Here is a 13,038-nt window from a genome sequence, read left to right on the forward strand (position 1 = left end):
GTGTAACCTGACTAACAGAATGATGAGAAAAATTATGGATTGTGGCGTCACCCAGGCATTGGCGGCATTTACCCGGCGTTATGTCGATCTCTGGCAGCGGGAAACCGGCCATCCGCCAGCCAGTGACGCATTATATGGCGTGCCTTCGCCCTGCATTACCGAAACCGGGGAAGAGACGGTTTACTGGCTGCCGCAGCCGTTTTTACCCGCTGGCGCGCTGGAAGGCGTGGAGCGAGCATTGGATATCAGTCTGCACCCGGATATTCATGCGTTTTACACCGCGCAATATGCGGGGGATATGACGGCGCAATTCGATTCGCGTTCATATACCTTGTTACAAGTCTGGAGTGAAGACGATTTCATCCGCATGCAGGAAAATCTGATCGGGCATTTATTGACTCAGAAACGTCTGAAATTATCGCCGACGCTATTTTTAGCCACCACCGATTCTGAAATGACGATGCTCTCCCTGTGCAACGTTTCCGGGCAGGTTCTGCTGGAAGAGTTTGGTACGAAGCGAAATCAGGTAGTGGCGCCGACGCTGGCCGAATTTCTTTGTGCGCTTTGTCCGCAAATACGTTAATGATTAATCAGGTTTTACTTTTAGTTATGTAAGAGATCTCTCACATTTCCTGTGCGATATCTCTCATCTTTTATATGAAAGTTCAATTTCATTTTAATTTTTATACTATTAATCAGATAATTATCTTTAAGCTTTTCATTTTTTTTGTAGGCTAATCGATAAAGACTGTCAGTTACCTCTTGCTGAATACTAACAATTAATACATCTTATTACTTAATTTGGTAACCGGTTACATTGAGTGTTACGGTTACCATAGTAGTCGGCGGTCCATTCATCTTGTATTTGGTTTGCCGCTTTCTTTCAGGAAGAAACCCGTTTTCAGGATGAAATCATGGACACCTCCAGGACGGAGATTGAGAGCCGATTAGGAGCGTTGGTGGGGCAGGAGCCTAAAAGGATTGGATCATGGATGATATACAAGGATGGATAAGTCAGGAAGAAAGTTGGACGACAGCATGGATGGCAGGTTAGGAAGACCATCAAGGAAAAGTTTTCATGGATGAGCAGGGATGCAAAAGTGTAGCGGGATAGCTATAAAACGAATAGGGGGTACTGAGTGATCAGTACCCCCGTTTTTTTACTTTTTTTCGCGCCGCCGCCACGCTAAAGCGCGAATATTGGGCGAGACTGATATCAATGCTATGCTTTGCCGCCAATTGAACTGGCTTCCGTCGTGAGAAACCGCATGAGTATAGAGAATCAGGTTCGTCAGGCTTTATTTGATCTTGAACGTGCCTTAAGAGACAGCCCTTTCTGGGAACTATCGCCGCCGCAAACCGCTGCTTTTAACAGCGTTGAACCTTTCTGCGTGGATACCATGCCGGCAGCCCAATGGCTTCAGTGGGTGCTGTTGCCGCGTATGCACGCCTTGCTGGATAGCGCCGCGCCGCTACCTGAAAAATTCTCGCTATTGCCTTATTTTGAAGAAGCGCTGGATGGCGCGCCAGAAGAGGTCGAACCGGTTTTACGCTATATCGGACAACTTGATGCGCTGTTCATCCAGCATGCGCAAGATGGCTTTGATATGGATGACGATGAAACGCCTCGTGCAGATGAAAACCGCAATGCTTGAGATCATTTATCAGGATGAGCATCTGGTCGCGATCAACAAGCCTGCTGGTTGGCTGGTGCACCGCAGTTGGTTGGATCGTAAAGAAAAAGTGGTGGTGATGCAGACCTTGCGCGATCAGATCGGACAGCATGTTTATACGGTTCATCGTCTGGATCGCCCGACATCCGGCGTACTGTTGCTGGCGTTGTCCAGCGAGGTGGCGCGTTCATTGTCTCAGCAGTTTGAACAGCATCGGATGCGGAAAATCTATCATGCGGTGGTGCGTGGCTATATAGCGGATGACGGAGTGATTGATTATCCTCTGACGGAAGAACTGGATAAAATTGCGGATAAATTCGCTGCCCCTGATAAGGCGCCTCAACCGGCGGTCAGCTATTATCGCGTGTTGGCGCAGACGGAAATGCCCGTGCCGATAGGCCGTTATCCAACATCACGTTACAGCCTGCTGGAATTGACCCCGCAAACCGGGCGCAAGCATCAGTTGCGTCGTCATCTTTCGCATATTCGTCATCCGATTATCGGGGACAGCGCGCATGGCGATCTACGTCAGAACCGTGGGATGGCGGCGCATTTTGCCTGCGGCAGATTGATGTTGCATGCCAGCCAACTGAACTTGCCTCATCCGGTGAGTGGGGAGCAGCTGACTTTGCAAGCCCGTTGGGATGCGCCCTGGCAAGGCGTGATGTCGCAGTTTGGTTGGCAGGGTATTCTCCCTGACGTTGAAAGGGTTGAGTTTCCCGACGCATCAGGTCAGGATAGCGGGCGTTTGATTCAGTAGTCAATAAACCGCGCGTTGAATAAAAAGGGAGTGGGAAGCATGGCGCAGATTGGTATTTTTGTCGGTACAGTCTACGGGAATGCACTTCTGGTAGCTGAAGAAGCGGAGAATATCCTCAGAGAGCGTGGGCATGAGGTGAAGATTTTTGAGGATGCCTTGCTGGAGCAATGGCTTGATTACCGTGGGCACTATGCGCTGGTGGTGACGTCGACCACGGGACAAGGGCAGTTGCCGGACTCTATCGCGCCTCTGTATGTGGCGTTGCGCGAGAAAGGCGGTTATCAGCCCGACTTGCGCTATGGATTGATCGCTCTGGGCGATAGCAGCTATGAAAATTTTTGTGGCGGCGGTCATCAGTTTGATGAACTGTTGCAGGATATCGGCGCCAAACGCCTGGGTGATGTTCTGGACATTGATGTTATCGAAAGTCCTGAACCGGAAGTGCTCTCCTGCCCGTGGGTTGAACAGTGGGCGGGGATGGTGGAAGCGCAGTGATGCAGTGAGATGAAAAACGGGAGCGAGCGGCTCCCGTTTTCTCAGCAAGGCGAGTAAAACACAGTTAGCGATTTTTGGTCAGTTTTTCCAAATCGGCCTCAATCTCGGCGATTTTGTTGGAAACCACACTTTCAAGGTGGCGCAGATCGTCAAGGATCTTGCGCTTCAAATCCACTTCCACTTGTTCGTGTCGGCAGATTTGATCGAGTTCATCAATCACATAACGTAAATTAGGGCTGATTTCGTTGATCTCTTTATAACCCTGCCCTGAGTTGTCGGCCATGATGGTTTTGCGCTGACGCGGATACTTAAACTTTACGCTCTTGGCGAAGAATTCCCCTTTGTCCTTGTGGAAGTATATTTTCAGAATGTCGTTGCTGGCCTCCTGGCGCAAGCTATAGCGATCGATATCGTCGGGATTGGTGATCCCCAGGCTTTTCAGATTGTCATACATAGTGCCACCTCGTTATTTTTAAAATAGTAGTTTCTAAAATCGTGGTTTTTAAAATAGTGGTTTTTAGATAACTCAGTTTATTTTACTGATAAACGATCCGTTCCATCTGTGACAGCCCACCCTATTTGAACCGCCGTAAAAAAAATGGCGGGTTAAATAACCCGCCAGATGCCATTTAGTCAATGGTGCGCAATAACTCGTTAATGCCCACTTTACCGCGGGTTTTCGCATCCACTTTCTTCACAATCACGGCGCAATACAGGCTGTAACTGCCATCTTTGGACGGCAGGTTGCCGGACACCACCACCGAGCCGGCAGGGACTCGACCGTAATGAACTTCGCCTGTTTCACGATCATAAATCTTGGTGCTCTGGCCGATGAACACGCCCATAGAGATAACCGAACCTTCTTCGACGATCACCCCTTCAACGACTTCAGAACGGGCGCCGATGAAGCAGTTGTCTTCGATGATGGTCGGGTTGGCTTGCAGCGGTTCCAGAACACCGCCAATACCGACGCCGCCTGACAGGTGAACGTTTTTACCAATCTGGGCGCAGGAACCGACAGTGGCCCAGGTATCGACCATGGTGCCTTCATCAACATAAGCGCCGATATTGACATAAGAGGGCATCAGTACCGTATTACGTGCGATAAAGGCGCCCTGACGTACACTGGCTGGCGGTACAACGCGGAAACCTTCGCGTTGAAAACGTTCCGCATCATAATCAGCGAATTTCATCGGGACTTTATCGTAGTAGCGTGTTTCCGTGCCTTCCATCATCTGATTATCATTAATGCGGAAAGAGAGCAGCACAGCCTTTTTCAGCCACTGATGCGTGACCCACTGGCCGTCAATTTTTTCCGCGACACGCAACGCGCCGCTATCCAGCAGGCCGATAACCTGATTGACGGCTTCGCGCGTGACCGTGTCTGCGCTTGCCGGGGTGATCTCGGCGCGGCGCTCGAAAGCAGTTTCGATAACGTTTTGTAGTTGTTGGTGCATCCTGTTTTCTCTTTCCTGATAGTGAAAATTAACTCAATGGTACTTTATCGTTTGGGTTCAGGGCCTCTGTCAACCGTTCTTGCAATTTAAGGCGCAATTCCGGTTTGAGGGCCCGTCGGTCTTTGTCGGCGAGGATAAATAAATCTTCTACCCGCTCGCCAATGGTGGAAATGCGGGCGCCGTGCAAGGAGAGGTTCATATCGGCGAAAATTTCACCGATACGCGCCAGCAGACCTGGCTGATCAAGTGCGATGAGCTCCACATAGCTGCGTCGATCGGTATGCGTAGGCAAAAAATTGACTTCGGTCGGGACGCTGAAATGACGTAACTTCGGCGAAGGACGACGCCCGCGCGGGTGCTGATAATCACGCTGCGTCAGCGCTTGCTCCAACGCATGGCGGATCATCTCGTGACGATCCCGCGCCAGCGGGCTGCCGTCTGGCTCCAGCACGATAAAGGTATCCATCGCCATGCCGTCCCGACTGGTAAAAATCTGGGCATCGTGCACGCTCAAATTGCGGCGATCCAGTTCTCCGGCCACGGCTGCGAACAGGTAAGGTCTGTCCGGGCTCCAGATGAAGATCTCCGTACCGCCGCGACTTGCCTGGTGACTGATAAGCACCAGCGGTTTATTAACATCGTGCTCCAGCAGATGACGGGCATGCCACGCCAGTTGGTTGGGCGTATGACGCAGGAAGTAATCGGCGCGGCAGCGGCTCCAGATATGATGCAGCGCTTCTTCATCAATGTTGTCCATCCGCAGCAACGCCAACGCTTGCAGACGATGGTGACGCACGCGTTCACGCAGGTCCGGCGTATTTTGCATTCCCCGGCGCAACTGTTTTTCCGTGGCGAAATAGAGCTCACGCAACAGGCTTTGCTTCCAACTGTTCCACAGGGTTTCATTGGTCGCACAGATATCCGCGACGGTCAGGCTAACCAGATAACGCAGACGGGTTTCGCTTTGCACTTCGGTGGCGAATTGCTGAATGACGGTGGGGTCTTGGATGTCCCGACGCTGTGCGGTAACCGACATGAGCAGGTGGCAGCGCACCAGCCAGGAAACCAGTTGGGCTTCCCGTGAGTTCAAACCGTGCAACGCAGCGAATTCGAACACATCTTGTGCGCCAAGTTCTGAGTGATCGCCGCCGCGTCCTTTGGCGATATCGTGAAACAATGCGGCAAGCAGCAGCAATTCGGGCTGAGGCAAACGCGGGTAGAGTTCCACGCATAGCGGATGGTGCGGACGCGTTTCCTCATCGGCGAAGCTTTCCAGTTTCAGCAGCACCCGGATGGTGTGTTCGTCAACGGTGTAGGCATGGAATAAATCAAACTGCATCTGCCCGACGATATTTCCCCACAACGGCGTGTAGGCCGACAGAACGCTGTGACGATGCATGGGCAGCAGCGCACGGCTCACGGCATAGGGATGGCGCAGCATGTTCATAAACAGATGCCGGGCCTCAGGAATGGCGCAGAGTGGGCTGGCGAGGTGGCGACGGGCATGACGAAGCTGACGCACCGTGGTCGAGTAAATCCCTGTAATATCGCGGTTGCGCACCATCAGGTAAAACATGCGCATAATAGCTTCCGGCTTGTGGATGAACAGCGTCTCATCACGCAGATCGATCAGATTGCCGCGCAGTTGAAACTCTTCATCGATCATACGCGGCTTTTCATTGGCTTCCAGCGCGAGAATGGCTTCATCAAACAATTGCAGCAGCATCTGATTCAACTCGCTGACACGCAGCGTCATACGGAAGAAGTCTTTCATCATCCGTTCGACCGGGGCATTGCCTTCTCCCTGATACTGAAGTAATTGCGCGACGTTGAGTTGTCGGTCGAACAGCAACCGGTTATCGTAACGCGGCAGTAACAGATGCAGGGCGAATCGAATGCGCCACAGAAAGCTCTGACATTCTTTCAGTTCTTTATGTTCCGCTTCGGTCAAAAAGCCAAAGCCGACCATCTCATCAAGCGAGGTGGCGCCAAAATGACGGCGCGCTACCCACAGCAGGGTATGAATGTCGCGCAATCCCCCTGGGCTGCTTTTGATATCAGGCTCAAGATTGTAACTGGTGCCGTGGTAGCGCTGGTGACGCTCCTGTTGCTCGGCGATTTTGGCCGGAAAGAAGTCTGATGACGGCCAGAATGTATCGCTGAAAATGTGTTTTTGCAGATTAAGGAACAAGGCGACATCGCCGCATATCATGCGGGATTCGATCAGATTGGTTGCCACGGAAATGTCGGCACGACCTTCTTGCAGGCACTCTTCCAACGTTCTGACGCTGTGGCCGACTTCAAGCTTGATATCCCACATCAGGGTAATGAATTGACCAACGCGCTGTGATTCCTGCTCGCTGAGCTTATCCTGACTCAGAAACAGCACATCGATATCGGAAAGCGGATGCAATTCGCCGCGTCCGTAGCCACCAACGGCGATCAAGGCGGTATGGGCGATGGTTTCAAAGTCGTAGTAGAACCACAACCGTTGCAGCAGGCGATCGATGAAAAGCGTTCTGGCATCAATCAGCGTTTCCGCGCTGACGCCGGATTTGAATTCGCTGCCCAACCAGTTTTGAAATTGTTCCAGTTGCTGTTTCAGCGTCTGGCAGTTCAGCATATCGTCGCGGTAAGTCAACGGCGAGGCGGGCGGTTGTGCAACCACGCTGGGTTGCGCAGGCGTATCTGGCGAAGGATTTTTTGGGATCATATGCGCAACCCGTAACAAATCGCTGTGAGCGAGTTAAATGCCGAATTCAATGCCCTGAGGCGCGAAGCGTGGTGGGCTGGGATAGCCCGCCATAAAAGCCGACGGCTCGCTATCAACCTTGATGCACGATGATATTGGGGATGGTGTCATCCTTGTTCAATGTCATGATCTCGCAACCGTTTTCGGTGACCACAATCGTATGCTCGTATTGTGCCGACAAGCTGCGATCTTTGGTTTTGACCGTCCAACCATCTTTCATGGTGCGAATGCGATAATCGCCGGCGTTGACCATCGGTTCAATGGTGAACGCCATGCCAGGCTGTAGCACCACGCCGCCGTCATCCGCATCGTAGTGCAGGACCTGCGGTTCTTCGTGGAATCCTTCGCCGATGCCGTGTCCGCAATATTCACGGACGACGGAAAAGTTATTCGCTTCAACAAACTTCTGGATCTCTTTTCCCAGCGTGCGCAGACGAATGCCCGGTCTCACCATTTTCAATGCCAGATACAGACTTTCCAGGGTAATGCGGCACAGACGTTCGCCCAGAATAGTCGGTTTACCTGCAATGAACATCTTCGATGTGTCGCCATGAAAGCCATTTTTGATAACGGTAACGTCGATATTGACGATATCGCCGTCTTTCAGGATTTTTTCGTCGCTGGGAATACCGTGGCAAACCACTTCGTTAACGGAAATACAGACGGATTTCGGGAAACCGTGATAGCCCAGACACGCTGAAATGGCTTGCTGCTTATTAACGATATGATCGTGGCAGATTCTGTCCAGTTCCCCAGTACTCACGCCCGGAACAATATGAGGTTCGATAATTTCCAGCACTTCGGCGGCCAGACGTCCGGCCACGCGCATTTTCTCGATGTCTTCAGGAGTTTTGATTAATATTGCCATAAAATGATTGTCCGCAGAGCCCTGTGCCAGCCACAGGAAATTAAGGTCGGTGATAAGTAATAACTTATGTTATCAGCCCAGCCATTGGCTTGCCAAATTATCATTCCGGGCGGCGGCGTGGAACACAACAAAAGTTGGTGTCCCAGGGGGAATTATGGTATAAAGCGCGCCGATGATCCGGTTGGTTATTTCTGTATGATATTTGACCGCATCGACTAAACTCACTTTGTGTATATAACACACACATGTCGGCACGTTCGCCGGGGTGCTCCAACGGTTTCCGACCTGCGGAGTCGGCGCAATGGGACATGTGGAGGCATAACCCCATACTTAATTAATAGAGGTAATCATGGCAACTGTTTCCATGCGCGATATGCTCAAGGCTGGCGCACACTTTGGTCACCAGACCCGTTACTGGAACCCGAAAATGAAGCCGTTCATCTTCGGTGCTCGTAATAAAGTGCACATCATCAACCTTGAGAAAACCGTACCGATGTTCAACGATGCTCTGGCTGAACTGAGCAAAATTGCTTCTCGCAAGGGTAAAATTCTGTTCGTTGGTACGAAACGCGCAGCAAGCGAAGCGGTAAAAGACGCTGCCAACAGCTGTGATCAGTTTTTCGTGAATCATCGTTGGTTGGGCGGTATGCTGACTAACTGGAAAACGGTTCGTCAGTCAATCAAGCGTCTGAAAGATCTGGAGACTCAGTCCCAGGATGGTACTTTCGACAAGCTGACCAAGAAAGAAGCGCTGATGCGCACTCGTGAACTGGACAAGCTGGAAAACAGCCTGGGCGGTATCAAAGATATGGGCGGTCTGCCGGACGCGCTGTTCGTTGTTGATGCCGATCATGAACACATTGCAATCAAAGAAGCTAACAACCTGGGGATCCCGGTGTTCGCTATCGTTGATACCAACTCCGATCCAGATGGCGTTGACTTCATTATCCCTGGTAACGATGACGCAATCCGTGCAGTTAACCTGTACCTGAGCGCTGTATCGACTGCCATTCGCGAAGGCCGTTCTCAAGATTTGGCGGTGCAAGCGGAAGAAGGCTTAGTAGAAGCTGAATAATAAGGCTGGCTCATTGAGCCCTTATTAACCAGGTATTGACATATGTTGGTTAGAGGGGCCTGACAAGGCCCCTTTTTTACTTATCTCCCCGTGAGATAAACGAGGAAAAGATAATGGCTGAAATTACCGCTGCTCTGGTAAAAGAACTGCGTGAGCGTACTGGCGCAGGTATGATGGAATGTAAGAAAGCGCTGGTTGAAGCGAATGGCGACATTGAACTGGCTATCGACAACATGCGTAAATCCGGCCAGGCGAAAGCTGCCAAGAAAGCAGGCCGCGTTGCCGCTGAAGGCGTTATCCTGACTAAGATTTCTAATGACGGCAAATACGGCGTCATCGTTGAACTGAACTGCGAAACCGACTTCGTCGCCAAAGACGCCGGCTTCAAGGCATTCGGTGAAGAAGTCGCCGCTGCCGCTCTGAACGATCGCATTTCCGATGTTGAAGTGTTGAAAGCAAAATTTGAAGAACAGCGTACCGCGCTGGTGGCTAAAATTGGTGAAAACATCAATATTCGTCGCATCGCGGTTCAGGAAGGCGACGTGCTGGGTTCTTACCTGCACGGTGCGCGTATCGGCGTGATGGTCGCAGCGCAAGGCGCTGATGAAGAATTGATCAAGCACATCGCCATGCACATCGCCGCCAGCAAACCGGAATACGTTAAAGCTGAAGATGTTCCTGCCGATGTGGTTGCTCGTGAGCACCAGATCCAGTTGGATATCGCGATGCAGTCTGGCAAGCCGCGTGAAATTGCGGAGAAAATGGTTGAAGGTCGTATGCGTAAATTCACCGGTGAGATCTCTCTGACCGGTCAGCATTTCGTGATGGACCCAAGCAAAACCGTTGGCGCTCTGCTGAAAGAGCACAATGCCGACGTAATCAGCTTCATCCGCTTTGAAGTGGGTGAAGGCATTGAGAAAGCTGAAGTTGACTTTGCTGCTGAAGTTGCGGCAATGAGTAAGCCGTCTTAATCGAAAAATAAAGGGGCCGCCAGTTGGCGGTTCCTTTTTATCCAGCCAAAAAAAATTTCAGTACACTTAATCGTTCACCTTGTGGTGAAGGCGTGAAGTGTGACAGTAACGATTCCCAATACGACGACAGCCTGTAGGACAAGAACACCATGGCAACCAATGCAAAACCCGTATATCAACGCATCCTGCTTAAGCTGAGTGGCGAAGCTTTACAGGGAACCGAAGGTTTTGGTATCGATGCGAGCATTTTGGATCGCATGGCTCAGGAAGTAAAAGAACTGGTTGAGTTAGGCATTCAGGTCGGCGTGGTCATCGGCGGCGGCAACCTGTTTCGTGGCGCTGGTCTGGCGAAAGCGGGTATGAATCGTGTTGTAGGCGACCACATGGGAATGCTGGCGACAGTGATGAATGGCCTGGCGATGCGTGACGCGCTGCATCGCGCCTATGTGAACGCTCGCCTGATGTCGGCTATCCCGCTCAATGGCGTGTGTGACAATTATAGCTGGGCTGAGGCCATCAGTTTGTTGCGCAATAACCGTGTAGTGATCTTCTCCGCGGGTACGGGGAATCCTTTTTTTACGACGGATTCGGCTGCCTGTCTGCGCGGCATTGAAATTGAAGCCGATGTCGTATTGAAAGCGACGAAAGTTGATGGCGTCTATTCTGCCGATCCGGTGCAAGATCCTGCCGCGACGTTGTATGAAACATTAAGCTATCAGGAAGTATTGGAGCGTGAGTTAAAAGTCATGGACCTGGCCGCTTTCACGCTGGCGCGTGATCATAATTTGCCTATCCGGGTGTTCAACATGAACAAACCCGGCGCACTGCGCCGAGTCGTCATGGGTGAGAGAGAAGGGACGTTGATCAGTAATAACGGATAACCTTGAAAATAAGGTAATATCCTGTTTTGTTGACAGATATCGCCAGCCTGCGCTGGCGCTAATTATTCACCGGGTCACGCGGCGCGCGACCTGTCAGGCAACCAGTATTGAAGGGTTACAACGTGATTAATGAAATCAGAAAAGATGCTGAAACTCGCATGGAAAAATGTGTAGAGGTTTTCAAAAATCAGATCAGCAAAATTCGTACTGGCCGCGCATCACCCAGTATTCTTGACGGTATTCAGGTCGAGTACTATGGCAGCGCCACACCGCTGCGCCAGTTAGCCAATATCGTGGTGGAAGATTCCCGCACGCTGGCGATAACCGTCTTTGATCGCACCCTCGGTCCGGCTGTTGAGAAAGCGATTATGACGTCCGATTTGGGGTTGAACCCCTCTTCCGCCGGTACGGTCATCCGTGTTCCGTTGCCGCCGTTGACGGAAGAACGTCGTAAGGATCTGATTAAAGTGGTGCGCGGCGAAGCTGAACAAGGTCGTGTTTCCGTGCGCAACGTGCGTCGTGATGCCAACGATAAACTGAAAGCCCAACTGAAAGACAAAGCGATCAGCGAAGATGAAGAACGCCGCGCTCAGGATGAGATTCAGAAATTGACGGATGCTTTCATCAAGAAAGTGGATGTCGCGCTGGCAGAGAAAGAAGCGGAACTGATGGCGTTTTAATCCCATCGGCCTGAGAAGCGTCGCTGGAATAGCGGGAGTCTATTATTCCGCCTTTTCCGCGGCGCTTTTGTTTTTATCGGACGCGACGCCTTTGGGCGGTAAATCATCTTTTATTATTGATAATATGGACGCCTTATGGCAATCGTCTCAGATTGGTGTACCGTCCTGTAATCAAATCCAGTTATTCAGAGCACTTCAATGAAGCAACTGACAATTCTTGGTTCTACTGGTTCTATTGGCGTCAGTACACTGGCGGTCATTCAGGCGCACCCAGACAAATTCGCCGTTAAAGCGCTGTCGGCCGGGCGCAATGTCGAGCGTATGCTGGAACAATGTCTGGCATTCCGTCCAGCCTACGCGTCAATGGCGGATGAAGCGTCCGCCAAAAAATTACGCGTGAGTTTGGCGCGGCATGGATGCGGGACTGAAGTGTTATCCGGCGAGCAGGCCGCTTGTGAATTGGCCGCGCTGGATGATGTCGATCAGGTGATGGCGGCGATTGTCGGCGCAGCTGGACTGTTGCCGACACTGGCGGCGATTCGGGCGGGCAAGCAGGTTTTGCTGGCTAACAAGGAGTCTTTGGTTACCTGCGGACGCCTGTTTATTGAGGCTGTCGCACAGAGCAACGCAAGAATTTTGCCGATAGATAGTGAACATAATGCGATTTTTCAGAGTTTACCTGAGCAAATTCAGCGGCAATTAGGCTACGCTTCATTAGCGCAGTACGGTGTTGAGCGCATTGTTCTGACTGGTTCCGGCGGGCCATTTCGCGAGACGGCGATATCGGCGTTGGCGGAGATGACGCCCGATCAGGCTTGTGCGCACCCGAACTGGTCAATGGGAAGCAAGATTTCCGTCGATTCCGCCACCATGATGAACAAGGGGTTGGAGTATATTGAAGCGCGCTGGTTGTTTAATGCCTCTGCGGAACAAATGGAAGTCATCATTCATCCCCAATCAATTATTCATTCAATGGTGCGCTATCGGGATGGCAGCGTGTTGGCGCAGTTAGGTTCGCCGGATATGAGGATCCCGATTGCCCATGCGATGGCTTACCCTGAGCGTGTCACATCAGGGGCCAGGACATTGGATTTCTGTCAGTTGGGCGCGCTAACGTTTTCCGCGCCGGATTATGCGCGTTATCCGTGTTTAAAACTGGCGATTGACGCCTGTAATCATGGGCAGGCCGCGACGACGGCGCTAAACGCCGCCAACGAAATCGCGGTGGCTGCATTTTTACAGGCGCAGGTTCGTTTTACCGATATTGCTGCGATTAATCAGCATGTGATTGAGCAACTGACATTGCCTGAGCCGGCAAGTGTCGATGAGGTTCTTTCTATCGATCTCTGGGCGCGGGAGGCCGCGAAGCAGGCGCTTATACATTACGGATATGCCCGATAATGTGTGCGGAAGGCGCAATTTGTTC

General features: G+C 51.5%; 13 protein-coding genes. 9 read left to right on the forward strand and 4 right to left on the reverse strand.

Annotation, left to right across the window (positions count from 1 at the left end; translation table 11 throughout):
* The first annotated feature begins 34 nt into the window (after positions 1 to 34).
* From syd to NC856_RS10995, 4 genes are all read left to right on the forward strand, one after another.
* Positions 35 to 583, forward strand: coding sequence for a SecY-interacting protein (gene syd, locus NC856_RS10980; RefSeq protein ID WP_264090474.1), 549 nt, complete (start codon positions 35 to 37; stop codon positions 581 to 583).
* Between the two features lie 685 nt (positions 584 to 1,268).
* Positions 1,269 to 1,655, forward strand: coding sequence for a YqcC family protein (locus tag NC856_RS10985; RefSeq protein WP_264090475.1), 387 nt, complete (start codon positions 1,269 to 1,271; stop codon positions 1,653 to 1,655).
* Positions 1,648 to 2,433 (forward strand): tRNA pseudouridine(65) synthase TruC, encoded by a 786-nt coding sequence (gene truC, locus NC856_RS10990; RefSeq protein ID WP_264090476.1) that lies wholly within the window; start codon positions 1,648 to 1,650, stop codon positions 2,431 to 2,433. Before NC856_RS10985 ends, truC begins: the two co-directional genes overlap by 8 nt.
* A 39-nt stretch (positions 2,434 to 2,472) precedes the next feature.
* A complete protein-coding gene (locus tag NC856_RS10995) occupies positions 2,473 to 2,928 on the forward strand; it encodes a flavodoxin (RefSeq protein ID WP_264090477.1) in 456 nt (151 codons plus the stop codon).
* 64 nt (positions 2,929 to 2,992) lie between these two features.
* Here the strand turns inward: NC856_RS10995 and NC856_RS11000 are convergent, their stop codons facing one another.
* The 4 genes from NC856_RS11000 to map all read right to left on the reverse strand — a co-directional run bounded on the left by NC856_RS11000 (position 2,993) and on the right by map (position 8,005).
* A complete protein-coding gene (locus NC856_RS11000) occupies positions 2,993 to 3,382 on the reverse strand; it encodes a DUF3461 family protein (protein WP_264090478.1) in 390 nt (129 codons plus the stop codon).
* A 175-nt stretch (positions 3,383 to 3,557) separates the two neighbouring features.
* Positions 3,558 to 4,385, reverse strand: a complete 828-nt coding sequence (gene dapD / locus NC856_RS11005) for a 2,3,4,5-tetrahydropyridine-2,6-dicarboxylate N-succinyltransferase (protein WP_264090479.1) — start codon at positions 4,383 to 4,385, stop codon at positions 3,558 to 3,560.
* A gap of 28 nt (positions 4,386 to 4,413) precedes the next feature.
* The gene (glnD, locus tag NC856_RS11010) at positions 4,414 to 7,098 is read right to left on the reverse strand and encodes a bifunctional uridylyltransferase/uridylyl-removing protein GlnD (RefSeq protein ID WP_264090480.1); all 2,685 of its coding nucleotides are present in this window, start codon (positions 7,096 to 7,098) and stop codon (positions 4,414 to 4,416) included.
* A 112-nt stretch (positions 7,099 to 7,210) separates the two neighbouring features.
* On the reverse strand, positions 7,211 to 8,005 hold the full coding sequence (gene map / locus NC856_RS11015; protein WP_264090481.1) for a type I methionyl aminopeptidase: 795 nt from the start codon (positions 8,003 to 8,005) through the stop codon (positions 7,211 to 7,213).
* 349 nt (positions 8,006 to 8,354) lie between these two features.
* On the opposite strand from map, the gene rpsB reads away from it, so the two are divergent.
* The 5 genes from rpsB to ispC all read left to right on the forward strand — a co-directional run bounded on the left by rpsB (position 8,355) and on the right by ispC (position 13,013).
* Positions 8,355 to 9,080 carry a 30S ribosomal protein S2 gene (gene rpsB / locus NC856_RS11020; RefSeq protein WP_113865542.1) on the forward strand — a complete coding sequence of 242 codons (726 nt, stop codon included), beginning with the start codon at positions 8,355 to 8,357 and terminating at the stop codon, positions 9,078 to 9,080.
* 113 nt (positions 9,081 to 9,193) lie between these two features.
* A complete protein-coding gene (tsf, locus tag NC856_RS11025; protein WP_264090482.1) occupies positions 9,194 to 10,051 on the forward strand; it encodes a translation elongation factor Ts in 858 nt (285 codons plus the stop codon).
* 149 nt (positions 10,052 to 10,200) lie between these two features.
* Positions 10,201 to 10,932, forward strand: coding sequence for a UMP kinase (gene pyrH / locus NC856_RS11030; protein ID WP_113865540.1), 732 nt, complete (start codon positions 10,201 to 10,203; stop codon positions 10,930 to 10,932).
* Positions 10,933 to 11,054: 122 nt separating this feature from the next.
* Positions 11,055 to 11,612: a ribosome recycling factor gene (gene frr, locus NC856_RS11035; protein ID WP_264090483.1), complete on the forward strand. Its 558-nt coding sequence runs from the start codon at positions 11,055 to 11,057 to the stop codon at positions 11,610 to 11,612.
* Between the two features lie 198 nt (positions 11,613 to 11,810).
* Positions 11,811 to 13,013, forward strand: a complete 1,203-nt coding sequence (ispC, locus tag NC856_RS11040) for a 1-deoxy-D-xylulose-5-phosphate reductoisomerase (protein ID WP_264090484.1) — start codon at positions 11,811 to 11,813, stop codon at positions 13,011 to 13,013.
* The last annotated feature ends 25 nt before the right edge of the window (positions 13,014 to 13,038 follow it).

The sequence above is a fragment of the Brenneria izbisi genome, assembly GCF_025840185.1.
GTDB lineage: Bacteria > Pseudomonadota > Gammaproteobacteria > Enterobacterales > Enterobacteriaceae > Brenneria > Brenneria izbisi.

Bases quoted from the DNA above. Each gene is read 5' to 3' on its own strand.
- NC856_RS11000 (WP_264090478.1), bottom strand. From the start codon at position 3,382: ATGTATGACAATCTGAAAAGCCTGGGGATCACCAATCCCGACGATATC.
- NC856_RS10985 (WP_264090475.1), top strand. From the start codon at position 1,269: ATGAGTATAGAGAATCAGGTTCGTCAGGCTTTATTTGATCTTGAACGT.
- glnD (WP_264090480.1), bottom strand. From the start codon at position 7,098: ATGATCCCAAAAAATCCTTCGCCAGATACGCCTGCGCAACCCAGCGTG.
- pyrH (WP_113865540.1), top strand. From the start codon at position 10,201: ATGGCAACCAATGCAAAACCCGTATATCAACGCATCCTGCTTAAGCTG.
- rpsB (WP_113865542.1), top strand. From the start codon at position 8,355: ATGGCAACTGTTTCCATGCGCGATATGCTCAAGGCTGGCGCACACTTT.
- syd (WP_264090474.1), top strand. From the start codon at position 35: ATGGATTGTGGCGTCACCCAGGCATTGGCGGCATTTACCCGGCGTTAT.
- truC (WP_264090476.1), top strand. From the start codon at position 1,648: ATGCTTGAGATCATTTATCAGGATGAGCATCTGGTCGCGATCAACAAG.
- NC856_RS10995 (WP_264090477.1), top strand. From the start codon at position 2,473: ATGGCGCAGATTGGTATTTTTGTCGGTACAGTCTACGGGAATGCACTT.
- tsf (WP_264090482.1), top strand. From the start codon at position 9,194: ATGGCTGAAATTACCGCTGCTCTGGTAAAAGAACTGCGTGAGCGTACT.
- ispC (WP_264090484.1), top strand. From the start codon at position 11,811: ATGAAGCAACTGACAATTCTTGGTTCTACTGGTTCTATTGGCGTCAGT.
- dapD (WP_264090479.1), bottom strand. From the start codon at position 4,385: ATGCACCAACAACTACAAAACGTTATCGAAACTGCTTTCGAGCGCCGC.
- map (WP_264090481.1), bottom strand. From the start codon at position 8,005: ATGGCAATATTAATCAAAACTCCTGAAGACATCGAGAAAATGCGCGTG.